The organism is Trichlorobacter sp. (assembly GCF_034008105.1).
In the GTDB taxonomy this organism is placed as follows: domain Bacteria; phylum Desulfobacterota; class Desulfuromonadia; order Geobacterales; family Pseudopelobacteraceae; genus Trichlorobacter.
The window spans coordinates 15440-41897 of the sequence record NZ_JAVEPN010000013.1; the positions used below are offsets into that span (position 1 = coordinate 15440).

28 protein-coding genes and 2 tRNA genes are annotated in these 26458 nt (G+C 59.2%); 27 read left to right on the forward strand and 3 right to left on the reverse strand.

Features of this window, described 5'->3' with window-relative positions:
• Positions 1-1236 (forward strand): EAL and HDOD domain-containing protein, encoded by a 1236-nt coding sequence (locus RBQ93_RS08985; RefSeq protein ID WP_320371775.1) that lies wholly within the window; start codon positions 1-3, stop codon positions 1234-1236.
• Between the two features lie 15 nt (positions 1237-1251).
• Here the strand turns inward: RBQ93_RS08985 and RBQ93_RS08990 are convergent, their stop codons facing one another.
• From RBQ93_RS08990 to RBQ93_RS09000, 3 genes are read right to left on the reverse strand one after another with little or no spacing between them, the layout of a single operon-like run.
• Positions 1252-2067: a tetratricopeptide repeat protein gene (locus tag RBQ93_RS08990; RefSeq protein WP_320371776.1), complete on the reverse strand. Its 816-nt coding sequence runs from the start codon at positions 2065-2067 to the stop codon at positions 1252-1254.
• Positions 2060-2995: an MlaD family protein gene (locus tag RBQ93_RS08995; protein ID WP_320371777.1), complete on the reverse strand. Its 936-nt coding sequence runs from the start codon at positions 2993-2995 to the stop codon at positions 2060-2062. Before RBQ93_RS08995 ends, RBQ93_RS08990 begins: the two co-directional genes overlap by 8 nt.
• Positions 2992-3675: an ATP-binding cassette domain-containing protein gene (locus RBQ93_RS09000; protein WP_320371778.1), complete on the reverse strand. Its 684-nt coding sequence runs from the start codon at positions 3673-3675 to the stop codon at positions 2992-2994. Before RBQ93_RS09000 ends, RBQ93_RS08995 begins: the two co-directional genes overlap by 4 nt.
• 148 nt (positions 3676-3823) lie before the next feature.
• On the opposite strand from RBQ93_RS09000, the gene iorA reads away from it, so the two are divergent.
• The 26 genes from iorA to plsX all read left to right on the forward strand — a co-directional run bounded on the left by iorA (position 3824) and on the right by plsX (position 26433).
• Positions 3824-5599, forward strand: coding sequence for an indolepyruvate ferredoxin oxidoreductase subunit alpha (gene iorA, locus RBQ93_RS09005; RefSeq protein WP_320371779.1), 1776 nt, complete (start codon positions 3824-3826; stop codon positions 5597-5599).
• Positions 5596-6174 (forward strand): indolepyruvate oxidoreductase subunit beta, encoded by a 579-nt coding sequence (locus RBQ93_RS09010; protein WP_320371780.1) that lies wholly within the window; start codon positions 5596-5598, stop codon positions 6172-6174. The genes iorA and RBQ93_RS09010 overlap by 4 nt, the downstream gene beginning before the upstream one ends.
• 12 nt (positions 6175-6186) lie before the next feature.
• Entirely contained in the window at positions 6187-7494 is a 1308-nt protein-coding gene (locus RBQ93_RS09015) for a phenylacetate--CoA ligase (protein ID WP_320371781.1), read from the forward strand.
• A 140-nt stretch (positions 7495-7634) separates the two neighbouring features.
• Positions 7635-8066 (forward strand): ACT domain-containing protein, encoded by a 432-nt coding sequence (locus tag RBQ93_RS09020; RefSeq protein WP_320371782.1) that lies wholly within the window; start codon positions 7635-7637, stop codon positions 8064-8066.
• Between the two features lie 23 nt (positions 8067-8089).
• Complete coding sequence (locus RBQ93_RS09025) at positions 8090-9238, forward strand: ABC transporter substrate-binding protein (RefSeq protein WP_320371783.1); 1149 nt, start codon at positions 8090-8092, stop codon at positions 9236-9238.
• Between the two features lie 10 nt (positions 9239-9248).
• On the forward strand, positions 9249-10391 hold the full coding sequence (locus RBQ93_RS09030; RefSeq protein WP_320371784.1) for an ABC transporter substrate-binding protein: 1143 nt from the start codon (positions 9249-9251) through the stop codon (positions 10389-10391).
• Positions 10392-10485: 94 nt separating this feature from the next.
• On the forward strand, positions 10486-11370 hold the full coding sequence (locus RBQ93_RS09035; protein ID WP_320371785.1) for a branched-chain amino acid ABC transporter permease: 885 nt from the start codon (positions 10486-10488) through the stop codon (positions 11368-11370).
• Positions 11371-11374: 4 nt separating this feature from the next.
• Positions 11375-12340: a branched-chain amino acid ABC transporter permease gene (locus RBQ93_RS09040; protein ID WP_320371786.1), complete on the forward strand. Its 966-nt coding sequence runs from the start codon at positions 11375-11377 to the stop codon at positions 12338-12340.
• A complete protein-coding gene (locus RBQ93_RS09045; RefSeq protein ID WP_320371787.1) occupies positions 12333-13088 on the forward strand; it encodes an ABC transporter ATP-binding protein in 756 nt (251 codons plus the stop codon). Before RBQ93_RS09040 ends, RBQ93_RS09045 begins: the two co-directional genes overlap by 8 nt.
• The gene (locus tag RBQ93_RS09050) at positions 13088-13831 is read left to right on the forward strand and encodes an ABC transporter ATP-binding protein (RefSeq protein ID WP_320371788.1); all 744 of its coding nucleotides are present in this window, start codon (positions 13088-13090) and stop codon (positions 13829-13831) included. The genes RBQ93_RS09045 and RBQ93_RS09050 overlap by 1 nt, the downstream gene beginning before the upstream one ends.
• Position 13832: 1 nt before the next feature.
• Positions 13833-14558: an orotidine-5'-phosphate decarboxylase gene (gene pyrF / locus RBQ93_RS09055; RefSeq protein ID WP_320371789.1), complete on the forward strand. Its 726-nt coding sequence runs from the start codon at positions 13833-13835 to the stop codon at positions 14556-14558.
• Entirely contained in the window at positions 14555-15292 is a 738-nt protein-coding gene (rlmB, locus tag RBQ93_RS09060) for a 23S rRNA (guanosine(2251)-2'-O)-methyltransferase RlmB (RefSeq protein WP_320371790.1), read from the forward strand. Before pyrF ends, rlmB begins: the two co-directional genes overlap by 4 nt.
• A complete protein-coding gene (gene rlmD / locus RBQ93_RS09065) occupies positions 15289-16734 on the forward strand; it encodes a 23S rRNA (uracil(1939)-C(5))-methyltransferase RlmD (RefSeq protein WP_320371791.1) in 1446 nt (481 codons plus the stop codon). The genes rlmB and rlmD overlap by 4 nt, the downstream gene beginning before the upstream one ends.
• Positions 16735-16776: 42 nt before the next feature.
• Positions 16777-16851, forward strand: a tRNA-Val gene (locus RBQ93_RS09070).
• Between the two features lie 58 nt (positions 16852-16909).
• Positions 16910-18820, forward strand: coding sequence for a threonine--tRNA ligase (gene thrS, locus RBQ93_RS09075; RefSeq protein WP_320371792.1), 1911 nt, complete (start codon positions 16910-16912; stop codon positions 18818-18820).
• A gap of 30 nt (positions 18821-18850) precedes the next feature.
• Positions 18851-19378, forward strand: a complete 528-nt coding sequence (infC, locus tag RBQ93_RS09080; protein WP_320371847.1) for a translation initiation factor IF-3 — start codon at positions 18851-18853, stop codon at positions 19376-19378.
• 33 nt (positions 19379-19411) lie between these two features.
• A complete protein-coding gene (rpmI, locus tag RBQ93_RS09085) occupies positions 19412-19609 on the forward strand; it encodes a 50S ribosomal protein L35 (RefSeq protein ID WP_320371793.1) in 198 nt (65 codons plus the stop codon).
• Positions 19610-19709: 100 nt separating this feature from the next.
• Entirely contained in the window at positions 19710-20063 is a 354-nt protein-coding gene (gene rplT, locus RBQ93_RS09090) for a 50S ribosomal protein L20 (RefSeq protein ID WP_320371794.1), read from the forward strand.
• Between the two features lie 87 nt (positions 20064-20150).
• Positions 20151-21167, forward strand: a complete 1017-nt coding sequence (pheS, locus tag RBQ93_RS09095; RefSeq protein WP_320371795.1) for a phenylalanine--tRNA ligase subunit alpha — start codon at positions 20151-20153, stop codon at positions 21165-21167.
• Between the two features lie 14 nt (positions 21168-21181).
• Positions 21182-23587: a phenylalanine--tRNA ligase subunit beta gene (gene pheT, locus RBQ93_RS09100; protein WP_320371796.1), complete on the forward strand. Its 2406-nt coding sequence runs from the start codon at positions 21182-21184 to the stop codon at positions 23585-23587.
• 102 nt (positions 23588-23689) lie between these two features.
• The gene (locus tag RBQ93_RS09105) at positions 23690-23971 is read left to right on the forward strand and encodes an integration host factor subunit alpha (protein WP_320371797.1); all 282 of its coding nucleotides are present in this window, start codon (positions 23690-23692) and stop codon (positions 23969-23971) included.
• Between the two features lie 24 nt (positions 23972-23995).
• Positions 23996-24346 carry a MerR family transcriptional regulator gene (locus tag RBQ93_RS09110; RefSeq protein ID WP_320371798.1) on the forward strand — a complete coding sequence of 117 codons (351 nt, stop codon included), beginning with the start codon at positions 23996-23998 and terminating at the stop codon, positions 24344-24346.
• Between the two features lie 3 nt (positions 24347-24349).
• Positions 24350-24426 (forward strand) — tRNA-Pro (locus RBQ93_RS09115).
• Between the two features lie 201 nt (positions 24427-24627).
• Positions 24628-25167 carry a DUF177 domain-containing protein gene (locus RBQ93_RS09120; RefSeq protein WP_320371799.1) on the forward strand — a complete coding sequence of 180 codons (540 nt, stop codon included), beginning with the start codon at positions 24628-24630 and terminating at the stop codon, positions 25165-25167.
• Positions 25168-25200: 33 nt separating this feature from the next.
• Positions 25201-25386, forward strand: coding sequence for a 50S ribosomal protein L32 (rpmF, locus tag RBQ93_RS09125; protein WP_320371800.1), 186 nt, complete (start codon positions 25201-25203; stop codon positions 25384-25386).
• Between the two features lie 21 nt (positions 25387-25407).
• The gene (gene plsX / locus RBQ93_RS09130) at positions 25408-26433 is read left to right on the forward strand and encodes a phosphate acyltransferase PlsX (RefSeq protein ID WP_320371848.1); all 1026 of its coding nucleotides are present in this window, start codon (positions 25408-25410) and stop codon (positions 26431-26433) included.
• Positions 26434-26458: the final 25 nt, after the last annotated feature.

Below are 26458 nucleotides of genomic sequence, written 5' to 3' on the forward strand. Positions count from 1 at the left end.
GTGCAGCATCTCATGGGCAGACAACCGATTCTGAACGGTTTGGAAGAGATCGTCGGCTACGAACTCCTCTTCCGCTCGCCCCGGTCTTTGACGGCGGCCAGTTTCGACAGTCATGTGCAGGCCACGGCCCAGGTGATTGTGGATGTGCTCTCCAGTTTCGGCATCCGCGAGGTGCTGGGGGAATACCGTGGCTACATCAACGTGGACGCCGAGATGCTGCTCAGTGACACCATTGAGCTGTTGCCCCGCGATGTGATCAGCCTGGAGCTTTTGGAGCATGTCGAGATCACGTCCGATCTGATCGCACGCTGCCAGCAGCTCAAGGATAAAGGTTTTCTGCTGGCCCTGGACGACCATCGCTATGGCCCGCAGTACGAGCCGTTCTATCAGGGGCTGGCGGATATCATCAAGCTTGACCTGCTCACGACGCCGCTGGAGGAGTTGTATCGCGAGGTGGATCGTTTCAAGCGCTATCCGGTAAAATTATTGGCTGAGAAGGTGGATAGCCGCCATGTCTTCCTGCGCAGCCGCCGGATGGGCTTCGATCTGTTTCAGGGCTATTTTTTTGCCCGTCCCTCGATTGTGCAGAAGACCCGTATGGCCAATGCATCGGGCGTGTTTTTCAGGCTGCTGCAACAGCTTTCCTCAGATGCCGAGATTGACCAGATCGAAGAGACCTTCAAGCTGAGCCCGGTGCTTACCTACAAGCTCTTGTTGCTGGTCAATTCGGTGGCCTATGGATCGCGGGAAAAGATCCGTACCGTGCGTCAGGCCATTACCCGGGTGGGGCTGCAGCACCTGCGGCGTTGGGTGCAATTGGCCATCTTCGCCGACGAAGGGGCGGGGGTACAGACCTTCAACAATCCGCTGATGGACATGGCAGCGGCGCGGGCTGCCTTTATGGAGGAGATGGCCCGGCTGGAGCTGTCCAACAGCAAGCTGCTGCGTCATGCCCAGCCTGATGAGGCGTTTATGGTGGGCATCCTCTCCATGCTGAAGGATGTCTATGATATCGGTATGTCGGATATTCTGCAGAACCTGAACGTGACCGACGAGATTCAGGGCGCCCTGGTCAGCCATGGCGGTGACCTGGGAACCCTGCTCTGTGTGAGTGAGATGATGGAACGGCTGGAACTGGATGAGGCAGCCAGCTGCCTGGAACGGCTGGGCGTTTCGCCGCAGTCGGTGCTGGAATGCCAGAAAAAGGCCTATGCCTGGCGGAGCAAGCTGGTCTGACGCTGTAGTACTCCTTTATGGTGTTTCAGGCTGTGGAGGGGGCTGTTTGTCGTCGTTGATGGCATCCCTCACGGTGGTGGCCCGCTGTTGGTACTCCTGCTGCGCTGCGGTATCGCCGCGCAGCCCCGCCAGTTCAGCCAGCGCTTCGAGGTCCGCCGCAATCCGGGCCGGCAGTTCCAGTTGTTTGTCCAATGCCAATGCCTGCTGCAATTCTTGTTGTGCCTGGTCATGGCGCCCCTGCTGACCGCGTATCATCCCCAGCATTCTCAACGCATTGGCCCGCTCTGCCGCTAACGAGTCGTCGGTCGTTTTTTTCAAGGCCTCTTCAGCCAACTGGGCAGCCCGGTCACGGTCACCCTGCAGCAGCGCCAGCCGGGCCAACAGATTGAGACGGCTGGCGATCAGTTCGCCCTGTTCCTCACGTCGCGCGATCTCCGCCCACCGGTTGGCTGCTGCAACATCATTACGGGCCAGTTCCAGCAGGGCACGTTCCTGGGCTACATCGGCATGGTACGGGCCGCCAGTGGCCAGCGGCAGCGCCTTGGCGATGGCCTGGTCTGCAGCCACCAGATCGCCGGTCTGACGGGCCAGCCGGGCCTGTTGGAGCAGTACGCTGGTCTGCCCCTGGCGATCATCCAGGGAAGCGGCCAATCGCAGGGCCTCCTGCAACAACCGCTCGGCCTCGGTTTGCCGGCCTCGGTCAGTCTGCAGCTGTGCCCGTTGTTGCAGCACAGCAAGTTTCTGCTGGCCTGGCGTCAGTCTGGCGGCGCCACCCAGGCAGCCGTAAAGGGTGCCGCTCATCACGAGCAACAGCAGAACGGTTCTAGTCATGGCTGTCACCTACGCCGGGTTGACGGCGTTGCTGGCCATCAGTGCCCCCTCCCAGCAGCCAGGAATTGTTGAGGCTGTTCATCAGCCGGTCGGTGCTGAACAGGAGCTCTTCGGTGCGTGACAAGAGGCCCGGCAACAGCGGGAAGGTCTTGTCGGCCAGCTGTCTGGTGGAAACGGAGACGGCGTTGACGTTGTCCAGCAGTGGCGGCAGTTTTTCCAGGCTGGTGTTCAGCCGGTCAATGTTCAGCCTGTCCAGTTTGTGGTTGGCGTTGTCCAGCAGCGTGAAGGAACGTTGGCTGATGGCTTCAAGGCGCTGGGTGGCGTTGATCAGCAGGATATCGGCCCGCTCGCGGGTCTGATGCAGGTTGCGGGTCAAGAGCTCCATGTTGCGGATCGCCTTTTTGAGGTCGCCGTCAGGATCGTTGATGTAGCCGATGATGTCGCGTACCTCCACCAGCACCGGCCTGACCTTGTCGGACAGTTCCTCGACGATCTGATCCAGCCCTTTGGTCTTTACAAAGGCAATTGATTCTCCATCCTTGATCTCAGGCTTCTCAGGGCTGCCCACCGATACCTCGATGACGCCGTCTCCCACCAGCCCCTCTTTGACCTGTTTGGCCTTGGAATCGCTGCGGATCCATTTGGCATACTTCTGCTCCACCTCGATGGTGATATCCACCATGGCATGCTCGTTGAGAGACAGATCGGTGAGCCTGCCGATACGGAAGCCGGACAGCTTGACCGGCATCCCCTTTGAGAAACCGGTGCCCCGGTCGGCAGTAAAGTGCAGCGTGTATTTTTTGGTGAACAGACCGCGCTGAATGCCCACCAGTGCCACCACCAGGGCAATCCCTGCCACGGCAGCCAGCAGAAACAGGCCGATCTTTCGTTCCAGGTGTTTGAATCGGGGATCTTCTTCCTTGATCATGCAGACCTCGCAACGGGCTGGGTGTTGGATTTCAGGTCGTAACTACAATCCGGCTGAAGCTCGTTAAGCGCCTTGCTGCTGGTGGTCAGGAACAGCGAAGCCAGACCCGGGACCGAACGGTGCAGCAGCTGCGCCTGGTCGAACAGCAGACGGCGCTGGTCACTGGTCAGGTTGTCAAAACAGCCGGCATACAGCATCAGACGGGGAGCAGCTATGGCGGCGCGGATAAAGGCAGCCATTCTGCGTTCAAAGGCTGACAGATGCCCCGGCAGCGCCAGCAGGTTGCCGCAGTAGCCAAAGCCGTCCAGCAGTGCCAATGCCTGCTGTTCGGCCTGGTCGGTAACGCTGCCCTGCCGGTAGCAGATCGGCAGGGTGATATTTTCCCACAGCTTGAGGTTGGCAATCAGCCCGCCTGAGGCACTGACGATGCCAATCTGCTGACGCAGTCCCAACAGCTGCTGCCGGGAAAGTTGCGCGGTGTCGTTGCCATCCAGCAGTATCTTGCCGTTTTCCGGCAGCTCCATGCCAGTGCAGAGTCTGAGCAGTTGGGTCAGCTGCTGGTCATCGGCGACAATGCAGCGGACCTGCCGCCCAGGTGCAAGTTCAAGGGAGAGGGCAGGTGAACGACTGTCCAGTATGAGATCCTGTATGCAGAGCAGCGATGCCATGCCAATGTTCATACCACAAACCGCGTCACTTCACAAATAGCCAGCAAAGCGGCATTTTGAGGGCGTTGAACAAAAGTAAACGAATTGACAAGCTTCCGTTGAGACGTGTATAAATTACTCCTTTATCACCCCATCACGCTGTGCAAGAAATGAGTGTCTGATGAAAGAGATCCTTTCCGGCAATGAAGCCATTGCCCGTGGTGCCTTTGAGGCTGGCTGCCTGGTGGCCAGCGCCTATCCCGGCACCCCTTCCACCGAGATTCTTGAAAATGTGATCAGCTACCGGGAGATCAACGCCTCTTGGGCCCCTAACGAAAAAGTGGCCCTGGAAGTGGCGATTGGCGCCTGTTTCGGCGGGGCCCGCGCCCTGGCCTGTATGAAACATGTCGGCGTTAACGTGGCGGCCGATCCGCTGTTCACCGCCTCCTACACCGGTGTCAAGGCTGGTCTGGTGCTGGTGGTGGCCGACGACCCGGAGATGCACTCCTCCCAGGACGAGCAGGACAGCCGCCACTACGCCCGTTTTGCCAAGGTGCCGATGCTGGAGCCGGCCGACTCCCAGGAGTGTAAAGAGTTTACAAAGCTGGCCTTTGAGCTGTCGGAACAGTTCGACACACCGGTCATGCTGCGCAGCTGCACCCGTATCTCCCACGGCAAGTCGATCGTGGAGCTGGGTGAGCGGGTGAGCGACCTGCCGGCCCCCAAGCTGGTCAAGGATGCCGCCAAGCTGGTGATGCTGCCGGGCAACGCCCGGGTGCGCCACCCGATCGTCGAGGCTCGCACGGTCCAACTTTCCGGCTACGGCGACACTGCCGCCCTTAACCGGATGGAGCTGCGTTCCGACGAGATCGGTGTGATCTGCGCCGGGGTGACCTACCAGTACGTGCGCGAAGCGCTGCCCGAGGCCAGTGTGCTCAAGCTGGGTATGGTCTGGCCGCTGCCCCACAATCTGATCCGCGACTTCAGCAGCAAGGTCAAGCAGCTGTTTGTGGTGGAGGAGTTGGACCCGTTCATTGAGGAGCAGGTCAAGGCGATGGGGATCGCAGCCAGAGGCAAGGATATCATCTCGCTGTGCGGCGAACTGTCGCCGGGACGCATCCGTGATGCTTTTGCTCAGGCCGGTGTAATCGCCGCCCAGAACAAGACCTCCGTTGCCCCCGAGGTGCTGCCGCCCCGGCCGCCCAACATGTGCCCCGGCTGTCCGCACCGCGGTCTGTTCTATCAACTGAACCGCGCCAACGCCTATGTGACTGGCGACATCGGCTGCTACACCCTCGGTTTCATGCCGCCTCTGAACGCCATGGATACCTGCGTCTGTATGGGTGCCTCCATCAGTAACGGCTCTGGCATTGTCCGCTCCCTGCCACCTGAAGAACAGCGGCGAGTGGTGGCGGTGATCGGCGATTCCACCTTCCTGCACACCGGCGTCAACAGCCTGATGGAGATGGCTTGGAACCGTGCGCCGGCCACGGTGGTGATTCTGGATAACCGAATCACGGCCATGACCGGCCGTCAGGAGAACCCGGCCTCCGGTTTTACCCTGAACGGTGAGCCGGCACCGGAGGTCAATATCCCCGAACTGTGCCGGGTACTGGGAATCAAACATGTGCGCGTGGTGGATCCCTACGATCTGGATGCCACCCGGCTGGCCCTGGAAGAGGAGATGAACCGGCCCGAGCCGTCGGTGATCATCACCAATCGTCCCTGTGTCCTGATCAAGGGGGCCGGACGGTTTGAAAAAGGTGCGGTGCTGGAGGTTGATCAGGGTAAGTGTACCGGCTGCAAGGCCTGTCTGCGGATCGGGTGCCCGGCCATCGAATGGAAACCCAACCCGGACAACAACAAAGGCAAGGCCTTCATTGACCCGCAGTTGTGCACCGGCTGCAACGTTTGTCAGCAACTCTGTAAATTCAACGCCATCGGGGGGAAGCAATGAACAACTCCGTAACCAACATCCTCCTGGTGGGGGTGGGCGGGCAGGGCATCCTGCTGGCCTCCGAGATTCTGTCCGAGGCCTTCATGCTGGCCGGACACGAGGTAAAGAAGAGCGAGATTCACGGTATGTCCCAGCGGGGCGGCAGTGTGGTCTCCCATGTCCGTTTCGGCAGCCAGGTCTTTTCGCCGGTAGTGCCGGAGGGTGAGGGGGATATCCTGTTCGGTTTCGAGCTGCTGGAGGCCTGTCGCGCCCTGCCACTGCTCAAGCAGGGCGCCAAGGTGGTGGTCAACGATTACCGTATCCTGCCGCCTTCAATCCTGCTTGGCCAGGCCGAGTACCCCAAGGGCCTGGCGGACAAAATCAAGGCTCAGTTTCCGGATTTTCTGTTGGTGGATGGCCAGGGGCTGGCCCATGCGGCCGGCGACGTGCGGGCCGCCAACACGGTGCTGTTGGGTGCGGTCTCCAAGGGGCTGCCATTAGCCGATGAGATCTGGCAGCAGGCCCTTGAGAAGATGGTGCCCAAGCGGGCGTTGGAGATCAACCTGAAGGCCTTTGCACTGGGCCGGACACTGTAGGAGGTCGCTTCGATGGCCAACTATTTTAACGAAGAGTTCGAGACCCTGCCCAGGGCCGCCCTGGAAGCGCTGCAGCTCAAACGCCTGCAGTCGGTGGTGGCGCGGGTCTATGCCAATGTCCCCTTTTATCGTCAGTCGTTCGACCAGGCCGGTGTGAAGCCGGAGGATGTGAAGAGCCTGGCCGATTTGCAGCGGCTGCCGTTCACCACCAAGCAGGACATGCGGGATTCCTATCCCTATGGTCTGTTTGCCGCGCCGATGGAGGAGATCGTCAGGATTCACGCATCTTCCGGTACCACCGGCAAGCCGACGGTGGTGGGCTATACCCAGCAGGACATCAGTACCTGGACCGACCTGATGGCCCGTTCTTTTGTGGCGGCCGGCGCCCATAAGGGTGATATCATCCACAACGCCTATGGCTACGGTCTGTTCACCGGCGGCCTGGGTGCCCATTACGGCGCTGAAAAGCTGGGGGCCTCGGTGATCCCGATCTCCGGCGGCAATACCAAGCGTCAGATCATGATCATGCAGGACTTTGGCTCCACCGTACTGACCTGTACCCCCTCCTATTCACTCTATCTGGCCGAGGAGGCAGCTGCGGAAGGTGTGGATATCAGGTCGTCCAAGCTGCGGGTCGGCATTTTCGGTGCCGAACCCTGGTCAGAAGCGATGCGGGCCGAGATCGAGGCCAACCTGGGGCTGGACGCCATCGATATCTACGGCCTGTCCGAGATCATGGGGCCCGGCGTGGCCATCGAGTGCATCGAGGCCAAGCAGGGGCTGCATATCTGGGAGGATCACTTCATCCCGGAGATCATCAATCCTGAAACCGGCCAACCGGTGGCCGACGGTGAAAAGGGTGAGCTGGTGATCACCACCATCACCAAGCAGGGGATCCCGCTGATCCGCTACCGTACCCGTGACATCACCAGCATCGATCGTAGCCCCTGCATCTGCGGCCGCACCCATGGCCGCATTGCCCGCCTCAGCGGCCGCTCGGACGACATGCTGATCATCCGCGGCGTCAATGTCTTCCCGTCCCAGATTGAATCGATCCTGGTGCGGGTGGAAGGGGTTGAACCGCATTATCTGTTGATTGTGGACCGCAAGGACAACCTGGACACCCTGGAGGTGCAGGTGGAGGTCAACGAGCAGATGTTTTCCGACGAGATCAAGGTGCTGCAGTCGCTGGCCCGCCGGATCGAGAAGGAGATCAAGGATATGCTGGGGGTCACCTCCACCGTCAAGCTGGTGGAACCCAAGACCATCCAGCGCAGTGAAGGCAAGGCTAAACGGGTGCAGGACAACAGAAAGCTGTAGAAACGGTCTTTTTTCGCTCTGGCACAGCCTCCCAGCGAAATGCCTTGTGCGGCGTACTGAACAGGTACGCCTCCGCGTCATTTCTCGGGAGTCAGCACCATAACAAAAAAATCCTCGTTTCATGGCAAGGAGTCACGCGTATGAAAGTCGAACAGCTCTCCATCTTCATTGAAAACAAGTCCGGCCGCCTGGCCGAGATTACCCGTATCCTGGGCGAGGCCGGGATTAACATCCGGGCCCTGTCTCTGGCCGACACCTCTGATTTCGGTATCCTGCGTCTGATCGTCAATGATGTCGAACAGGCCAAGACGGTATTGAAGGATAAGGGTTTCACTGTCAACAAGACCGAGGTGGTTGCGGTGGAGGTGCCGGATCAACCTGGCGGACTGTCGGCCATCCTGCAGGTGCTGGACCGTGACCAGATCAACGTGGAATACATGTACGCCTTTGTTGAACGCTGCGGCGGCAATGCGGTGATCATCTTCCGTTTTGATGAGACCGATAAGGCGATTGCGGCACTGTCAGGCACTAACTTCAACATTCTGGCGGGTGAGCGACTTTATTCGATGTAAGCACCTGTGAAAAAGGGGGGACTATGAAGAAGCTGGTGATGATCGGCAGTATGGCACTTCTGATGGTCTGTATGGCTACGGCGGCCATGGCTGCCGGAACCATCAAGATCGGTGGTCTGTTCAGTGTGACCGGCCCGGCATCGTTTCTGGGGGAGCCTGAAAAGAAGACCCTGGAGATGCTGGTGGCCGACCTGAACGCCAAGGGAGGCATCAACGGACAGAAGCTGGAGGCGGTGATCTACGACACTGCCGGCGATGCCACCAAGGCGGTGCAACTGGCCACCAAGCTGATCAGGAACGACAAGGTGGTGGCCATCATCGGCCCTAGCACCACCGGCGAGTCGATGGCGGTGCTGGCCCTGACAGAAAAGATGAAGATTCCGCTGATCTCCTGTGCCGCCGGTATCAAGATTACCGAGCCGGTCAAGGAGCGTACCTGGACCTTCAAGACCCCGGCCAATGATTATGTCGCCGCTGAGAAGATCCTCAACTACATGGCCAAACAGAAGCAGAAGAACATCGCCCTGCTGACGGTGACCGACGGGTTTGGCGCCTCGGGCCGCGAGCAGTTGAAAGAGTTGGCAGCCAAAAAGGGCTTCAGCATTGTGACTGACGAGACCTACGGCCCCAAAGATACCGATATGACACCGCAGTTGACCAAGATCCGCGCTAGCAAGGCCGACGCCGTCATCTGCTGGGGCACCAACCCCGGCCCGGCCATTATTACCAAAAACATCAAGCAGTTGGGGATCAAGATTCCGATCTACATGAGCCACGGCGTGGCATCTAAGAAGTATATTGAACTGGCCACCCCGGCTGCGGTCGAAGGGGTGATGCTGCCGGCCGGCAAGCTGGCTATTTATGAGATGTTGCCCAAGAACGACCCCCAGCAGAAGCTGCTGCGTGAGTACGATGCGGCCTATCGCAAGGCTTACGGTATGGAGGCCTCGACCTTTGGCGGCTACGCCTATGACGCCTTCCTGCTGGTGACCAACGCCATCAGGACCAAGGGCGCTACACCGGCCCAGATCCGCGATGGGCTGGAGCAGACCAGGAAGCTGGTCAGCGTCTCCGGTATCTTTACCATGTCGGCCAATGACCACAATGGCCTTGATCTGTCGGCCTTTGAGATGGTGAAGGTCACCAAAGGTGACTGGGCAATCCTGAAATAGGGGGATGACGATGCTTACACGAATCATGACTGTTCTGATGCTGTCGGCGACATTGCTGTTGTCTGCTTCGTTTGCCCTGGCAGCTGATACCATCAAGATCGGCGGCCTGTTTTCGGTGACCGGACCACCTGCCTTCCTGGGGGAGCCGGAACGCAACACCGCCAAGATGGTGGTGGATGGGATCAACAAGTCCGGCGGCATCAAGGGCCAGAAGCTGGAACTGATTGTGTACGATACCGCCGGCGACGCCACCAAGGCGGTGCAGATGGCCACCAAACTAATCCGGGATGACAAGGTGGTGGCGATTATCGGACCCAGCACCACCGGTGAGACCATGGCGGTGATTCCGGTGGTGGAGAAGGCCCGCATCCCGTTGATCTCCTGTGCGGCCGGCAGCAAGATCACCGACCCGGTCAAACGGTATGTCTTCAAGACCGCCCAGAACGACGCACTGGCCGTGGAGCGGATCTATGACTACCTCAAGCGGCAGAGGCAGAATCGGGTGGCCCTGCTGACCGTATCTGACGGTTTTGGCGCATCGGGCCGTGAGCAGTTGAAGGCGCTGGCCCCGCGATTCGGCATGCAGATTGTGGTGGACGACACCTACGGCCCCAAGGACACCGACATGACGTCCCAGCTGACCAAGATCCGGGCCTCCCAGGCCCAGGTGCTGATCGTCTGGGGCACCAACCCCGGTCCGGCGGTGATTGCTAAAAACGCCCGGCAGCTGGGCCTGAAGCTGCCGCTTTACATGAGTCACGGCGTCTCTTCCAAGAAATTCATCGCCTTGGCTGGTGATGCGGCCGAAGGGGTCAGGTTGCCTTCCGGCAAGGTGATCGTGGCCGACGCGCTGTCCAAGAAAGATCCGCAAAAGGCCTCGTTGCTGGCCTTTGTCAAGGACTACCAGAATCACTACAAACAGGAAGGTGACCACTTCGGTGGCCACGCCTGGGACGCGGTCATGCTGCTCAAGGCGGCCATCGAGCGTGGCGCCACTACCGCTGAGTCGATTCGTGATGGACTTGAAAATACCCGTAATTTTCACGGCATCGGCGGTACCTTCACCTATTCGGCCGGTGACCATGCCGGTCTGAACAAGGAGGCCTTTGTGATGGTGGAAATCAAGAACAGGGACTGGAGTCTGGCAAAGTAGAAACAGCCCTCTTATCTGTTGTACTGGCAGGTTCATTACCGGAAAGGCAGGCATCCGCCTGTCTTTCCGTATTCAAAGGTTGCACTGAAAACGCATGGAATTAGGTACTCAACTGTTACAATACCTGCTGTCGGGGCTTTCCACCGGGGCGATCTACGCCCTGATCGGGATCGGTTTTTCCATCATCTATAACGCCACCGGCATCATCAATTTTGCCCAGGGGGAGTTCGTGATGCTGGGCGGGATGCTGACCCTGTTTCTGCTGTCAGTGCTGCAGCTGCCGCTGTGGATTGCCATCCCGCTGGCAGTGCTGCTGGCTGCCCTGGTGGGGCTGCTGTTCGAGCGGCTGGCCATCAGACCCTTGCGTAAGGCCTCACCGATCTCCCTGGTAATCATCACCATCGGTGGTGCGATCCTGATCCGTGGTCTGGCCATGCTGATCTGGGGTAAGGATACCCACAGCCTGCCATCCTTTACCGGCGACGAGCCGATCATGCTGGCCGGCGCCACCCTGTTGCCCCAACATCTCTGGATTTTTGGCATCACGGTGGTGCTGATCGGGCTTAACAAATGGTTCTTCAGCCACACCATCAGCGGCAAAGCGATGCGGGCCTGCTCCTATAACCCCCGCGCCGCCGGGCTGGTGGGGATCGACGTGCGGCGGATGGTATTGCTCTCCTTTGTGATCAGCGCCGCCATGGGGGCACTGGCCGGGATCATCGTGGCGCCGTTGACCATGACCGCCTACGATGTGGGGATCATGCTGGGTCTGAAAGGGTTTTGCGCCGCCATCATCGGTGGCATGTCCAGTGGCCTTTCCACCGTGATTGGGGGTCTGGTTCTGGGGGTGCTTGAATCGCTGGGGGCCGGACTGATCTCCTCCGGTTACAAGGACGCCATCGCCTTTGTGATCCTGCTGCTGATCCTGTTCCTGCGACCCCAGGGGCTGTTCGGCAAGCCGGAAAGCGAACGGGTGTAACGGCGTGAAACGTGAGCTGCTGAAATACTCGATCTTTGCTGTCTGCGTGCTGCTGGCGCCGCTTGCCTTCCTTGACAGCTACCTGTTGAACGTGCTGGTCTTTGTCGGTATCCACACCATGCTGGCGGTGGCCCTGAACCTGCTGTTGGGCTATGCCGGCCAGATATCCCTGGGCCATGCCGCCTTTTTCGGGTTGGGGGCCTACCTGTCCGGTGTGCTGACCACCACCTATGGCTGGAATCCATGGTTTACCATGCTGGTTGCCGCCATCGTGGTGGGCGGCCTGGCCTTTATGATCGGCTTCCCGATCCTCAAGCTGAAAGGGCACTATCTGGCCATGGCCACCCTGGGCTTGGGGATCATCATCTTCATCGTCTTCAACGAATGGGTCGAGGTGACCAGCGGCCCCTCCGGTTTTTCCGGCATCCCCAACCTGCAGTTGGGCCAGCTGATCTTTGACAGCGACCTGAAGAATTACTACCTGGTCTGGTGTTTTGTGCTGGGCTGCGTGCTGCTGTCGGTCAACCTGGCCAACTCACGCATCGGGCGGGCCTTGCGTGCCATCCACGACGCCGAGGTTGCCGCCCGGGTGGTGGGGGTCAATGCCCGGCTGCTCAAGGTGCAGATCTTCGCCCTGTCGGCCATGATCTCTGCCATCGCCGGTTCGCTCTACGCCCATGTGATGACCTTTATCGCGCCGCCCTCCTTCGGCTTCAACATCTCGGTGGAGCTGTTGACCATGGTGGTAATCGGCGGTCTGGGCAGCATCTACGGCTCATTCCTGGGGGCGCTGTTGCTGACGCTGTTGCCGGAGTTTCTGCGTTTCATGCATGACTACGATATTGTCTTTTACGGCGGTCTGCTGATGGTGATGACCATCTTCATGCCGGGCGGCCTGGTACAGGGGATTCCTGACCTGTTCCGCAAGCTGGTTGGCCTGCGGAAGGGGAAGGGGGACAGCCATGCTTGAGTTGCAGGGCATCACCCAGATCTTTGGTGGCGTCACCGCCTTGAACGATGTCTCGTTCTCCATCCGGGCCGACGAGATCACCGGTGTGATCGGTCCCAATGGCGCCGGTAAGACCACCCTGTTCAACATCGTCACCGGCATCTACCAGCAGACCAGCGGTCGGGTGATCTTCGAGGGGCAGGATATCAGCGGAATTCCGGCTGAACGGCTGGCAAGCCTGGGGATGGTGCGTACCTTCCAGAATATTGAACTGTTCGGCAAGATGACCGTGCTGGAAAACGTGATGGTGGGGCTGCACAGCAGAAGTTCCAGTGGCCTGTTTGCCTGCTCGTTCAAGATGCCCTGGGCACTCAAGGAAGAACGTCGTATCCGCGAAGAGGCATTGCAGTGGCTGGAGTTTGTCGGCATTGCCGACCTGGCCGACGTAACCGCCGCCAACCTGCCCTTTGGCAGGGGCCGGATGCTGGAGATCGCCCGGGCCATGGCCTGCAAGCCGCGCATGATGCTGATGGATGAGCCGGCCGCCGGGCTGAACTCCCAGGAGACCGTCGGTCTGGCGGAGCTGATCCGCAAGATTCGTGAACTGGGCGTAACCGTGGTGCTGGTGGAGCACGACATGGAACTGGTGATGGATATCTGCGACCGGATTGTGGTGCTCAACCTGGGACAGAAGCTGGCCGAAGGGACGCCGCGCGAGATACAGGATAATCCCGAGGTGATTGCCGCCTACCTTGGAGACGATGACTGATGCTAAGACTTAAAAATGTCAACACCTACTACGGTAAGGTCCATGCCCTGAAGAACGTCTCCTTGCATCTGGCCCAAGGGGAGATCGTAACCCTGATCGGCGCCAACGGCGCCGGCAAGACCACCATCCTCAACACTATCTCCGCTGTCACTCCGGCCAGCGGCGGCGATCTGTTGTTTCAGAAACAGGAGATCAAGGCTCTGGCCCCGGACCGGATCGTTAAATTGGGAGTTTCCCAGGTGCCGGAGGGGCGCCAGGTCTTCAAGCCGATGACCGTGGAGGAAAACCTGGAACTGGGTGCTTACCTGCGCTATCGGTCCCGGGATGCCAAGGCAGACATCCATAACGATATGCAGGAAATCTTCCAGCTGTTTCCACGTCTGGAAGAACGTCGCAAGCAGGCGGCCGGCACCATGTCCGGCGGTGAGCAGCAGATGCTGGCCATCGGCCGGGCCCTGATGGCCCGTCCCAAACTGCTGCTCTTGGATGAACCCTCCATGGGCCTGGCGCCCCTGGTGGTGCAGGAGATCTTCCGTGTGTTGCAGCAGCTGCGGGGCGAGCGGGGGGTCACCATCCTGCTGGTGGAGCAGAACGCCAAGGCCGCACTGAGGCTGGCTGACCGGGGCTATGTGCTGGAGACCGGCAAGGTGATCCTGGAAGGACCAGCCGACGAGCTGCTGGAAAACGCCGAGGTCAAGCGGGCCTACCTGGGCAAGGACAAAAAAGAGATATGGGAGCGCTGATATGACACCAGAACAGGCACGTGAAAAGATTATCTTTGCCCTGGATGTGGACAAACTGAGCGAGATCGACCGTTGGGCTGAGCTGTTGTCCTCCAAGGTCGGCATGTTCAAGGTGGGCAAGGAGCTGTTCACCACCGCCGGCCCGGCCGCGGTGGAGGCGGTCAAGCGCCACGGCGGTCAGGTGTTCCTTGATCTCAAATACCACGACATCCCCAATACCGTGGCCCAGGCCATGCTGGCCGCCGGTCGGCTGGGGGTCAAGCTGGCCAATCTGCACGCCCTGGGCGGACCGGAAATGATGGAACAGGCCGCCACTGCAGTGCGTAAACAGTTTACTGATGCCGAGCGTCCCCGTCTGCTGGCGGTGACCATTCTGACCTCCTCGACGCAAGAGACACTCAAGGCGGTGGGGATCGAGCAGCCGGTGGAACAGATGGTGGTGCGTCTGGCCAGGCTGGCCAAGGAGAGCGGCATGGACGGGGTGGTGGCTTCGCCGCTGGAGATACAGGCCATCCGTGCCGCCTGCGGTCCTGATTTCCTGATCGTGACCCCCGGTGTGCGACCGTCCTTTGCCTCAGTGGATGACCAGAAGCGAATCATGACCCCGGCTGAAGCGGTCAAGGCCGGTGCCGACTATCTGGTGATCGGTCGTCCGATTGCCAAGGCTGCTGATCCGGTGCTGGCCGCCGACCTGATTGTGGACGAGATTGTGAAAGGGACGCCATGAGCGACGACATCCTGTACGGTGTCAATCCGGTCCGTGAGGCCCTGCGTGGAAACCGCAGGGCTTTCGAGCTTTTTGTGCAGACCAGCGGCAGCGACCATCGTATTGCCAAGATCGTTGCCCTGGCCGAAGAAAAGGGCGTCGCGGTTCGCCGGCGTGAACGGTCCGATCTGGAGCGTCTGGCCGGCAACTCCCATCACCAGGGTCTGGTGCTGCGAGTGGCCCCCTTTGCCTATACCGACCTGGATGATTTTCTGGCTGCTCCGACAGGGGATGCGCCATTGTTTTTATTGATGCTGGACGGTATTCAGGATCCCCAGAATCTGGGCGCCCTGATCCGCTCGGCGGCCTGCGCCGGCGCCCAGGGAGTGATCATCCCCAAGGACCGGGCCTGCGGCGTCACGCCGGTGGTGGAGAAGGCCTCGGCCGGTGCGGTGGAGACCCTGCCGGTGATCCAGGTCACCAATCTGGTGCAGGCCCTGGAACGTTTGAAACATGCCGGCTGCTGGGCTTATGGCCTGGCTGGCGAGGCCGAGAAGGATATCTACCAGACCGACCTGCGGGGCAATCTGGTGCTGGTGATCGGCAGCGAAGGGGAGGGGATGCGGCCGCTGGTGCGCAAGCAGTGTGACGGCCTGCTGGCGATCCCGCAGTATGGTGGCGTCTCATCCCTCAACGCCTCGGTGGCTGGTGGTATTGTGCTGTTTGAGGCGGCCCGCCAGCGGAGTAGACCATGAAAAAACCATCACGCAATCCTGCCGAACGCACCGCTGCCAAGCCGCCGGTAAAAGGTGCGGCACTGTCCGGCTTGAGGCGGGGTATGACCCTGGAACTGCTGATTGAACGGCTTGACCCGGAAGGGATGGGTGTTGCCCATTTCGAGGGCGCCACCATCCTGGTGGCCGGCGCACTGCCCCAGGACCGGTGTCTGGCACGGATCAGTCATCTGGGACAGAACGTGACCCATGCCGATCTGATCAAACTGACCCAAACGTCGGAGCTGCGTACCAAGCGACCGATCTGTGGTGAGGCCGAGCAATGTCTGGGCTGCGCGCTGATCGGGATGCGCTATGCCGAGCAGGTGCGCTGGAAGCACGAGCAGGTGAGGGCCGAATTGGCCGCCTATCCCACCTTAAAGAAGGTGCCGGTGCTGGAGCCGCTCAGCCCCAACCAGCGGATGCACTATCGCACCACCGCCAAACTGGCGGTGGCCGGCACCCACCGTGAGCCCTATATCGGCATCTATCGCCGAGCCAGTCACGATGTGGTCGACCTGGAAGACTGTCCGCTGCACCATGCCCTGGTGAACCGGGTGGTCAAGGCCACCCGCGAGGGGATCAGCAAACTGAAGGTGCCGATCTGGCAGGAGAAGAACAAGACCGGCGTCCTGCGCTACCTGGTGGTGCGGGTCTCTGCCAGCAGCAATCAGGCGATGGTGACCTTTGTTACCTACCGCCGGGCCTTCAACGAAATCCATCACCTGGCCCGCTTTGTTCAGGAGCAGGTGCCCCAGGTGGTGGTGACCTGTCAGAATGTCAACAGCAGCGAAGGCAATGTGATCTTTGGCCCCCACGACCATTTTCTGACCAAGCAGCAGACCGTGCAGGACCGGATCGGCGAGGTGGAGGTGCTGATCTCGCCTCGTTCGTTCCTGCAGGTCAACAATGAGGCTGCCGCGCTGCTCTATAACGCGGTGCTTGAACGGGCCGGCCTGACCGGAAAACAGACCGTGCTGGACTTGTACTGCGGCATCGGTGGTATCGCCCTGACCCTGGCCCCCCATGCAAAACGGGTGGTGGGAATTGAGATGAACACCGAGGCGGTGGCCGATGCCCGACGCAATGCCCGACTGAATAATCGGCGTAATTGTCGCTTCGAAGCCGGCGATGTGCGCGAGCTGCTGGCTGATAGCATTGAAGATGAGCAACGCTTTGATCTGGTGGTTCTGAATCCGCCTCGCAAGGGCTGCGACCGGGAGGTGCTGCAGCAGGTTGCAGAGCTTGCACCGGAGCGGATTGTGTATGTGTCCTGTTCGCCCCAGACCTTGGCTCGCGACCTGGATATCCTGAGCGGCCTGGGCTATGCCTGCCATGAACTGCAGCCGGTGGACATGTTCCCCCAAACTCCCCATGTGGAAAATGTGGCGCTGCTGGAGCGAATCCCTGTAAAAACAGCTTGACAGAAGCTTGCACGACCTGTTATCAAGACAATTCCTTGCTGGAGGCGCGTAGCTCAGGGGGAGAGCGCTACCTTGACACGGTAGAGGTCGGCGGTTCGAGACCGCCCGCGCCTACCATTGAACTGAGAGCGGCATCGGCACTACCGATGCCTTTTCTGTTTGGAGAAGACGAACCATGTCCTTGATTAACGTACAGTTGCCCGATGGTTCGAAGCGCGAACTGCCCAGCGGCGCCACCGTGGCTGATCTGGCCGCATCAATCGGCGCCGGTCTGGCCAAGGCTGCCCTGGCTGGCCAGGTGAACGGCGAGCTGGTGGACCTTTCGGCCCCCCTGGCCGATGGTGCTTCCGTGGCCATCATCACCGAAAAGAGCCCCGAGGCCCTTGATATCATCCGCCATTCCACCTCACACCTGATGGCCCAGGCGGTGAAGGAACTGTTCCCCCAGGCCAAGGTGACCATCGGTCCGGCTGTGGAAAACGGGTTCTATTACGACTTCGATGTCGATACGCCGTTTACCCCGGAAGATCTTGAAAAGATTGAGAAGCGGATGGCCGAGCTGGCCGCCGCCGGTCAAGCGGTTCAGCGTTCGGTGATGTCCGCTGCTGAAGCGATCGCCTTCTTTGAAAAGATGGGCGAGCCCTATAAGAAAGAACTGATCCAGGATATCGGCGCCGAGCAGGTCTCGATCTACAGTCAGGGCGGATTTGCCGACCTGTGCCGTGGTCCCCACGTGCCCAACACCAACAAGCTGAAGGCCTTCAAGCTGCTCTCGATTGCCGGCGCCTATTGGCGTGGTAATGAGAACAACCGGATGCTGCAGCGTATCTATGGCACTGCCTTTGTGGACAAAAAGGAGCTGGAAGCCTACCTGCATCGCATCGAGGAGGCCAAGCGTCGCGACCACCGTAAACTGGGTCGCGAACTGGATCTGTTTTCCTTCTCCGACGAGGTCGGTCCCGGTTTTGCCATCTGGCATCCCAAGGGGGCCATGCTGCGCACCCTGCTGGAAGATTTCGAGCGCAAGGAACACCTGAAGCGCGGCTACGATATCGTGGTGGGCCCGCAGATCCTCAAGACCGAGCTCTGGCAACGGTCGGGGCACTACGATAACTACCGCGAGAACATGTACTTCACCGAGGTGGACGAGCAGAGCTTCGGCGTCAAGCCGATGAACTGCCTGTCCCACATGATGATCTACAAGTCGCAACTGCGTAGCTACCGCGACCTGCCGCAACGCTATTTTGAACTTGGTACGGTGCACCGCCACGAGCGGGCTGGTGTGCTGCACGGTCTGTTGCGGGTTCGTTGTTTCACCCAGGACGATGCCCATATCCTCTGTACGCCCGAGCAATTGGACGGCGAGATTAAAGGGGTGCTGAAGTTCGTCTCCGATGTGATGGCTATCTTCGGTTTTGACTACGAGATGGAGCTTTCCACCCGCCCTGAAAAGTCCATCGGCAGCGATGAGGATTGGGAGCGGGCCACCGCAGCCCTGTTGGGCGCCCTGAAGGATACCGGCCGGCCCTTTGAGATCAACGAGGGGGATGGCGCCTTCTACGGTCCCAAGATCGATATCAAGCTGCGCGATTGTCTTGACAGGCGGTGGCAGTGTGCTACTATCCAGTGCGATTTTACCCTGCCTGAACGGTTTGATCTGACCTATGTGTCCAGTGACGGCGAGCGTAAACGGCCGGTCATGGTGCATCGGGTTATCCTCGGTTCCATTGAGCGCTTCATCGGCGTGCTGATCGAGCACTTTGCCGGCAACTTCCCGTTGTGGCTGGCGCCGGTGCAGGCGGTCGTACTGACGGTGACCGACAACCAGATCCCCTATGCGCAGGAAGTGTTCAAACAACTGCGTGCAGCCGGTATCCGGGTGCAGGAAGACCTGCGCAACGAAAAGCTGAATTTCAAGATCCGCGAGGCCCAGCTGCAGAAGATTCCCTACATGCTGGTGATCGGGGATAAGGAAGTGGAGCAGGGGACCGTGACGCCGCGCTACCGCGACGGCAAGAACCTGCATGCCATGAAACCTGAAGAATTTATCGCCTTTGTAGAATCAGAAGTAAAGGCACACAAGTAATATGCTGTTATCCTGCGAGGAGGTGTCGCCATAGCCGCCCCTAAAACTGCAACAACCAACATCAACCATGCCATTCGCGCCCAAGAAGTACGCGTGGTTGCCGACGATGGCGAACAACTGGGGATTTTGACCCTTCGGGAGGCCCTGGAGGCTGCCGAAGCCCGTCAGCTTGATCTGGTGGAGGTTTCGCCGACCGCCACGCCGCCGGTCTGCCGCATCATGGACTACGGCAAGTTCAAGTATCAGACCAGTAAGAAACAGCAGGAAGCCAAGAAAAAACAGGTGCAGGTACAGGTCAAGGAGGTCAAGATCCGGCCCAAGACCGATGATCATGACCTGGACTTCAAGATCAAGCATGTGCGTCGTTTTCTAGAAGAAGGCAACAAGGCCAAGGTAACCCTGGTCTACCGTGGCCGCGAGATCACCCACCAGGATATCGGACGTGCCGTGATAGAAAAATTTGCAGCCGGACTAGCCGATATCGGCGTGGTGGAGGTTGCTCCCCGGATTGACGGCCGTCAACTGTTTATGATTATTGCGCCCAAGGCGAAAAAATAACCCTGTAGAGATTTATTCACAAAGGAGTCTGCAATGCCCAAGATCAAGACCAATCGCGCCGCAGCCAAGCGCTTCAAGAAGACCGGCACCGGCAAGATCAAGCGTGCCCATGCCTTCACCAGCCACATCCTGACCCCCAAGACCACCAAGCGCAAGCGTAACCTGCGTCAGGGCAACACCGTTGCTGCGGTGGATCAAAAGAACATCAGCGCACTGATTCCTTACCTGTAACCGGGTAGGGGCGCTAGGTGCACCGCTAGGTGCACCGACCCAGAACCGTGAGGAAAACGGCCCCTTGCGGATCGGGCAATACACCTAAAGGAGTACTAAGATGCCGAGAGCAAAAGGTGGTTTTAAAACACGCCAGCGTCGCAACAAGGTATTGAAGCTGGCCAAAGGGTACCGTGGCGCACGGAGCAAGCTGTTCCGCAGCGCAACCGAGGCAGTTGACCGGGCGCTTAACTACGCCTTCCGTGACCGTCGCGTCAAGAAGCGGGACTTTCGTTCCCTCTGGATCATGCGGATCAACGCGGCTTCTCGCCTGAACGGACTGCCCTACAGCAAGTTCATCTTCGGTCTCAAAAAGGCTGATATCCAGATCGACCGCAAGGTGCTGGCCGATATCGCCATCTCCGATCCGAAGGGCTTCGCCGAGATTTCGGCCCTGGCCAAGGCTCAGCTGTAGGTCTGGCTGATCCACAGAAAAAAGGAATGGGGGCTTAGTGCTCTCATTCCTTTTTCAGTTTAACCCCTACAGACAAAGGACTTTGGTATGCGGGAACAGCTTGAACAGATGCGGCAGCAGGCCATGGCGGCCATTACTGCGGCCACCAGTGAGGAAGCGCTGAACGAGATCCGGGTCAAGTATCTGGGGCGCAAGGGGGAGTTGACCGGCCTGATGAAGGGGCTGGGAGCACTGCCGCCTGAAGAGCGCCCCAAGGTGGGCCAACTGGTCAACGTGGTCAAGGATGAACTGGAAGGGGCCGTTGAGCAGGCCATGAGTGCAGCCCGTGAGGCGGCCACCGCGCAGCGACTGGCCACAGAGCGGATCGATGTGACCCTGCCGGGCCGACGTCACCGTCTGGGCAGCAAGCATCCGGTGACCCTGGTGGTGGAAGAGGTCAGCGAGATCTTTGCCGGTCTCGGTTTTGCCGTGGCCGAAGGGCCGGAGATCGAGCACGACTGGTACAACTTCGAGGCGCTCAACTTTCCGCCGGAACACCCGGCCCGTGATATGCAGGACACCTTCTTTGTGGAGAACGAGTTGCTGCTGCGAACCCATACCTCGCCGGTCCAGATTCGCACCATGCTCAAACAGAAACCGCCGGTGCGGATCATTGCGCCCGGGACGGTCTATCGCTGCGATTCCGATGCCACCCACTCGCCGATGTTCCACCAGATCGAGGGCCTGATGGTGGACAGCAAGGTCTCCTTTGCCGACCTGAAGGGGATCCTGACCGTCTTCACCAACCAGCTGTTCGGCCAGAAGACCGGTGTGCGGCTGCGTCCAAGCTTTTTCCCCTTCACCGAGCCGTCGGCCGAGGTGGATATCGCCTGCGTGATCTGCGGCGGCTCTGGTTGCCGGGTCTGCAAACAGACCGGTTGGCTGGAGATCCTGGGGGCCGGCATGGTGGACCCCGAGGTGTTCCGCCATGTGGGCTATGATCCTGAGTCCATCTCCGGCTTTGCCTTCGGCATGGGGATTGAGCGGATCGCAATGCTGAAATACGGCATCAGCGATATGCGGCTGCTGTTTGAAAACGATGTCAGATTTTTACGTCAGTTCTGAGGCGCGGTGAATCTATGAAAGTTACCTATAACTGGCTGAAAGAGTTTGTTGATTTTGATCTGTCTCCCACGGCGTTGGCTGATCTGCTGACCATGCTGGGCCTCGAGGTGGAGGGGATCGAGCAGGTTGGTGGCGGGCTGGACCAGGTGGTGGTGGCGCGGGTGGTGGAAAAGAACCAGCACCCCAATGCCGACAAGCTGTCACTCTGCAAGGTGGACAACGGCACAGAGATCCTGGATGTGGTCTGCGGCGCCCAGAACTTCAAACAGGGCGATACCGTGGCCCTGGCCCAGATCGGCGCGGTGCTGCCGGGTGACTTCAAGATCAAACGTTCCAAGATCCGTGGTGAAGAGTCCTGTGGCATGCTCTGTTCCGAGAAGGAGCTGCATCTGGCCGACGAGAGCGCCGGTATTATGCTGCTGTCGCCTGATCTGACACTCGGCGTGCCGCTGTTTGATGCCCTGGGGCTGAAGGACACGATTTTCGAGATCGGTTTGACCCCCAACCGGGCCGATTGTTTGAGTGTAATCGGCATCGCCCGCGAGATCGCGGCCAAGCTGGGCACGACCCTTAAGCACCAGGCGATGGCGGTGCCTGAAGGCAGTCAACCGGCAAGCCAGCATATCGGCGTCACTATTCAGGACCCTGTCGGCTGCCCGCGCTACGCGGCCCGCTACATCAGCGGCTGCACCATCGCGCCGTCGCCGGCCTGGCTGGTCAACCGGCTGCAGGCAGTGGGGGTTCGTTCGATTAACAACGTGGTGGATATCACCAACCTGGTGATGATGGAACTGGGACACCCGCTGCACGCCTTTGATTACCGTCAGGTGGCCGGCGGCCAGATTGTGGTGCGTAAGGCTGGGGAGGGGGAGCGCTTCACCACCCTTGACGGTCAGGAGCGTATCTTGACTGCCAGCGATGTAGTGATCTGCGATAAAGAGCGGGCTGTGGCCCTGGCCGGTATCATGGGCGGGCTCAATTCCGAGATCAAGGACGATAGCCGCGACATCCTGCTGGAGAGCGCCTTCTTCGATCCTCCCACCATCCGTCGCACCGGCAAGCGGCTGGGGCTGCACACCGAGTCATCCCATCGCTTCGAGCGTGGTGCCGACATCGGCATGGTGCCACTGGCCCTCGACCGGGCTGCCGCCCTGATGGCCGAACTGGCCGGCGGTACCGTTGCGGCAGGGCGGGTGGACGCCTATCCGTCTCCCAAGCAGCCGGTCAGTATCTGTTTCCGTCCCCAGCGTTGCAACGACATGATCGGTATCCAACTGACCAGCGAACGGATGGCGGAGCTGTTCCGCAATCTGGCCTTCACGGTGGCGGTAAACGCCGATGGGAGCCTGCAGGTGGGAATCCCTTCCTGGCGGATTGATATTGAGCGTGAGATTGATCTGATTGAGGAGATCTGCCGACTGAACGGTTTTGATCAGGTGCCGGCCAGCATGCCGGTGGCGGCGGTGATCTCTGATCGTCCCAGCCGTCACCAGCAGCTGCAGCGGCTGGTTCGTGACCATTTTGTGGCCGAGGGGATGAACGAGATCGTCACCTTCAGCTTCATCGGTCCGGATGGCGCCGACAAGCTGGGACTGAGTGGCGACGACCCCCGACGCAGCGGCATCAGGCTCTGCAATCCGCTGGCCGAGGAACAGTCGGTGATGCGTACCACTCTGCTGCCCGGTTTGCTGGAGACCGCCTCGCGCAACATGAGCTTCCGTTCGCTAGACCTGCGTCTGTTTGAGATGCGCCGCATCTACATGCCCACGGCCGATGCAGAACTGCCCCATGAGCCGATCTGGGCTACCGGACTGATCAGTGGCGCCCGTTTTGCGGAAAGTTGGTGTCAGCAACAGGCTGAGGCTGACTTCTTTGATGCCAAGGCGGTGCTGGAGAACCTGTTTGAAAAGCTGCAGCTGGATGGCATCCGCTGGTCAGCCGAGCAGCCGGAGCCCTATTACCATCCAGGCAAGGCCTGCCGCATCCTGTGCGGGACCACGCTGATCGGTACGCTGGGAGAGCTGCATCCGGCAGTGCAGGGCCGGTACGAACTTGAGCGCCCAGCCTACTGCTTTGAGCTTGATTTCGAAGCCCTGGTGCGGCTGTCCGGTAAGCGGCGGGCCATCGTACCGCCGTCCCGCTATCCCGACAGTGTGCGTGATCTGGCCCTGCTGGCGCCGCTGGAACTGGCTGCAGAGCAGCTGCTGTCCTGTGTCAGTGGACTGCGACTCAAGGAGCTTGAGGACGTAAATGTCTTTGACCTGTATCAGGGTCAGGCTATCCCGTCCGGCCAGAAGAGCATCGCCCTGCGCTTGCGCTACCGCTCGCCGGAACGCACCCTGACGGACGATGAGGTGTCGGCGTTGCACCAGAAGGTGGTGGATACCCTGGCGAAAAAATTGGGCGTGGCACTGCGATAAACTGTTGCGGTTGGGTAAACCACGTGTTATAAAGCGTTTCTCCTGCTCACAGGGGATTTTTTAGTCTGCATGTACGCGTGCTATTTGAGGTGGGGTTAAGCTATGACGAAAGCTGATATTGTTGAACGGATTCATCAGAAGATCGGTCTCTCCAAGAAAGAGTCTGCCGAGATGGTGGAGATGGTCTTCGGTATCATGAAAACCACCCTGGAAGACGGAGACAAGATCAAGATTGCCGGTTTCGGTAATTTTGTGGTTAAGCAAAAGGCCGACCGTCGTGGACGCAATCCGCAGACCGGTGAGGCAATTACCATCAGTGCCCGTCGCATTCTGACCTTCAAGCCCAGTCAGGTGCTGAAGAGCGCCATCAACAACGAGGAGTAGCCGCGGAGGGTTACGGGGCCGGTCATGCAACCCTCTTTCCCGGATAAGACCTACTATAAGATCGGCGAGGTAGCCAAGCTGGCCGATCTGAAAAGTTCAGTACTGCGGTTTTGGGAGACTGAATTTACCTTTCTGCGTCCTGAGAAGAGTTCCAGCGGTCAACGTCTGTACACCAAGCAGGATATTGAAACGATACAGCAGATCAAACGGTTGCTGTATCAAGAAAAATATACCATCGAAGGGGTTCGCAAACGGCTTAAGCCCCAGCGATCCCGGTGCCCGGAACCCCAACCAGCCGGGCAGGAGCAGCAGGACCTACGCTCCATTCTGTCGCAGGTACGACAGGAACTAGTTTCCCTTCGAGCAGCATTGTAGTTTCGGTGCGTAGCGCAGCCTGGTAGCGCACTACCTTGGGGTGGTAGGGGTCGCTGGTTCAAATCCAGTCGCACCGACCAAAATAGTCTGGTTTATACGCCAGGCAGCCTAAAAGCCCCGGAGTTTCCGGGGCTTTTTCGTTGTGCAGTTGTTTGCTTGATTGCTGTCGTTACAGCCGGTCCGCTGCCGGCAGATCAGCCTGTGTTTTGTATTATTCCTTGACAAACCGACCAGTTTCACTATATTACATCGTTTCTTAACCCGTGTGTTCAAGGCGTACCATGAAGGTCAGGCTAGACCATATCCGTGATGTTATCAGAGAGCTGTCGTTCTCAGAGCCGGCTGAGTCTTTTCCGGTGCTGGTGGCTATGGTGACATCGGGTGAATGCGTCTTTGACGGACCGGTGCAGGCTACGCTGACCGCAGGTCGTGAGATGGATCACTATCGGGTTGAAGGCACGGTGTCGGTTCCGTTGCGTCAGACCTGTTCCCGCTGCCTGGTCAGCTTTGATCAGCAGCTCAGTTCCCGTTTTACCATCTTCTTCCGTGAAGGAACCCCTCAGGAAGGGGACGAGGATGAGGTCGAGCTGGCAGAGCAGGATCTGGTTTCAGCCGTTTTCAGCGGTGAAGAGATCGATCTGCTGCCGGAAATCGGTGAGCAGGTGGCCCTGGCTGTACCGCTCAAGCCTTTGTGCAGCGAACAGTGCAAAGGGCTCTGCCCGGTTTGCGGTGCCGATCTGAATACAACCAAGTGCGACTGCTCGCGAGAACCGGTTAATCTTAAATTTGCAGCCTTAAAGGACTTTAAGGTCCAACGTTAAACCTGGCCGTTTGGCCATAAAGGAGAATCCGCCATGGCAGTACCCAAGAAGAAGACCTCTAAATCCCGCAAGAATATGCGGCGCGCCCATGATTTTCTGACACCTCCCTCGTTGTCGGTATGTCCCCAGTGCAAGGCTGCCAAGATGCCGCACCGCGCTTGCCCCTCCTGCGGTACTTACAAGGGTAAAGAAGTAGCTGGCGCTGCTAAAAAAGCCTAACCGCAGCCCTTGTCGACACCGATGAGAGTTGCCGTTGATGCCATGGGTGGCGACAATGCCCCGGCCATTGAGGTCGAGGGTGCAGTTGCTGCTGCCCGTGAACTGGGAATAGCTGTTACCCTGGTGGGTGATGAGGTGCGGCTCCGTCAGGAGCTCGAACGTCATGACGTCACCGGGCTGGACATCACTATCCATCATGCCAGCGAAGTGGTGGGGATGCACGATTCCGCCTCCGATGCCGTGCGTAAAAAGCGTGACTCTTCGGTGCGGGTTGCCTTTGAGCTGGTCAAGGACGGCAAGGCCTGTGCTGCGGTCAGCGCCGGTAACTCAGGCGCCACCATGGCTGCCGGTATGTTCGTACTGAAAAGGATCGCCGGCATTGAACGGCCCGCCATTGCCCAGATTTTTCCAACCCTCAATGGTCAGACGTTGGTGCTGGATGTGGGCGGTAATGTCGACTGCAAGCCGATCAATCTGGTGCAGTTTGCCATCATGGGACAGGTCTATGCCACCCATGCCATGGGGATTGACAATCCGCGCATCGGCTTGTTGTCCAATGGCGAAGAAGAATCCAAGGGTAATGAACTGACCCGCGAAACCAACGCCATGTTGCGTCAGACCTCGTTGAACTATCACGGCTATGTGGAAGGACGCGATATTTTTAAAGGGACTGTCGAGGTGGTGATCTGCGACGGTTTTGTGGGCAACGTGGTGTTGAAGCTTTCTGAAGGATTGGCCGAAGCGGCCGGTTCGATGCTGCGTCGTGAGATATCCAATGACTTTGTTGCCAAGCTGGGGTACCTGTTTGTGCGGGGGGCCTTCAACCGTTTCAAGAAGATCGTCGATTATGCCGAATACGGCGGTGCACCGCTGATCGGTATTAACGGCGTCGGCATGATCTGTCACGGCGGCTCAAACGTCAAGGCGATCAAGAACGCCATCCGCTTTGCCCATGAGTATGCCCGTCACGGCGTAACGGAGCACATTGCTGAAAAGCTGTCCGAAAACTACGCCGCCCTGTTTCCTCGCAATGGTGGCACCCTGTAATTTTGTGTAGTTGTGCGTTGCTAAC

Bases quoted from the DNA above. Each gene is read 5' to 3' on its own strand.
- RBQ93_RS08990 (WP_320371776.1), bottom strand. From the start codon at position 2,067: ATGACTAGAACCGTTCTGCTGTTGCTCGTGATGAGCGGCACCCTTTAC.
- RBQ93_RS08995 (WP_320371777.1), bottom strand. From the start codon at position 2,995: ATGATCAAGGAAGAAGATCCCCGATTCAAACACCTGGAACGAAAGATC.
- RBQ93_RS09000 (WP_320371778.1), bottom strand. From the start codon at position 3,675: ATGAACATTGGCATGGCATCGCTGCTCTGCATACAGGATCTCATACTG.
- iorA (WP_320371779.1), top strand. From the start codon at position 3,824: ATGAAAGAGATCCTTTCCGGCAATGAAGCCATTGCCCGTGGTGCCTTT.
- RBQ93_RS09010 (WP_320371780.1), top strand. From the start codon at position 5,596: ATGAACAACTCCGTAACCAACATCCTCCTGGTGGGGGTGGGCGGGCAG.
- RBQ93_RS09015 (WP_320371781.1), top strand. From the start codon at position 6,187: ATGGCCAACTATTTTAACGAAGAGTTCGAGACCCTGCCCAGGGCCGCC.
- RBQ93_RS09020 (WP_320371782.1), top strand. From the start codon at position 7,635: ATGAAAGTCGAACAGCTCTCCATCTTCATTGAAAACAAGTCCGGCCGC.
- RBQ93_RS09025 (WP_320371783.1), top strand. From the start codon at position 8,090: ATGAAGAAGCTGGTGATGATCGGCAGTATGGCACTTCTGATGGTCTGT.
- RBQ93_RS09030 (WP_320371784.1), top strand. From the start codon at position 9,249: ATGCTTACACGAATCATGACTGTTCTGATGCTGTCGGCGACATTGCTG.
- RBQ93_RS09035 (WP_320371785.1), top strand. From the start codon at position 10,486: ATGGAATTAGGTACTCAACTGTTACAATACCTGCTGTCGGGGCTTTCC.
- RBQ93_RS09045 (WP_320371787.1), top strand. From the start codon at position 12,333: ATGCTTGAGTTGCAGGGCATCACCCAGATCTTTGGTGGCGTCACCGCC.
- RBQ93_RS09050 (WP_320371788.1), top strand. From the start codon at position 13,088: ATGCTAAGACTTAAAAATGTCAACACCTACTACGGTAAGGTCCATGCC.
- pyrF (WP_320371789.1), top strand. From the start codon at position 13,833: ATGACACCAGAACAGGCACGTGAAAAGATTATCTTTGCCCTGGATGTG.
- rlmB (WP_320371790.1), top strand. From the start codon at position 14,555: ATGAGCGACGACATCCTGTACGGTGTCAATCCGGTCCGTGAGGCCCTG.
- rlmD (WP_320371791.1), top strand. From the start codon at position 15,289: ATGAAAAAACCATCACGCAATCCTGCCGAACGCACCGCTGCCAAGCCG.
- thrS (WP_320371792.1), top strand. From the start codon at position 16,910: ATGTCCTTGATTAACGTACAGTTGCCCGATGGTTCGAAGCGCGAACTG.
- rpmI (WP_320371793.1), top strand. From the start codon at position 19,412: ATGCCCAAGATCAAGACCAATCGCGCCGCAGCCAAGCGCTTCAAGAAG.
- rplT (WP_320371794.1), top strand. From the start codon at position 19,710: ATGCCGAGAGCAAAAGGTGGTTTTAAAACACGCCAGCGTCGCAACAAG.
- pheS (WP_320371795.1), top strand. From the start codon at position 20,151: ATGCGGGAACAGCTTGAACAGATGCGGCAGCAGGCCATGGCGGCCATT.
- pheT (WP_320371796.1), top strand. From the start codon at position 21,182: ATGAAAGTTACCTATAACTGGCTGAAAGAGTTTGTTGATTTTGATCTG.
- RBQ93_RS09105 (WP_320371797.1), top strand. From the start codon at position 23,690: ATGACGAAAGCTGATATTGTTGAACGGATTCATCAGAAGATCGGTCTC.
- RBQ93_RS09110 (WP_320371798.1), top strand. From the start codon at position 23,996: ATGCAACCCTCTTTCCCGGATAAGACCTACTATAAGATCGGCGAGGTA.
- RBQ93_RS09120 (WP_320371799.1), top strand. From the start codon at position 24,628: ATGAAGGTCAGGCTAGACCATATCCGTGATGTTATCAGAGAGCTGTCG.
- rpmF (WP_320371800.1), top strand. From the start codon at position 25,201: ATGGCAGTACCCAAGAAGAAGACCTCTAAATCCCGCAAGAATATGCGG.
- plsX (WP_320371848.1), top strand. From the start codon at position 25,408: ATGAGAGTTGCCGTTGATGCCATGGGTGGCGACAATGCCCCGGCCATT.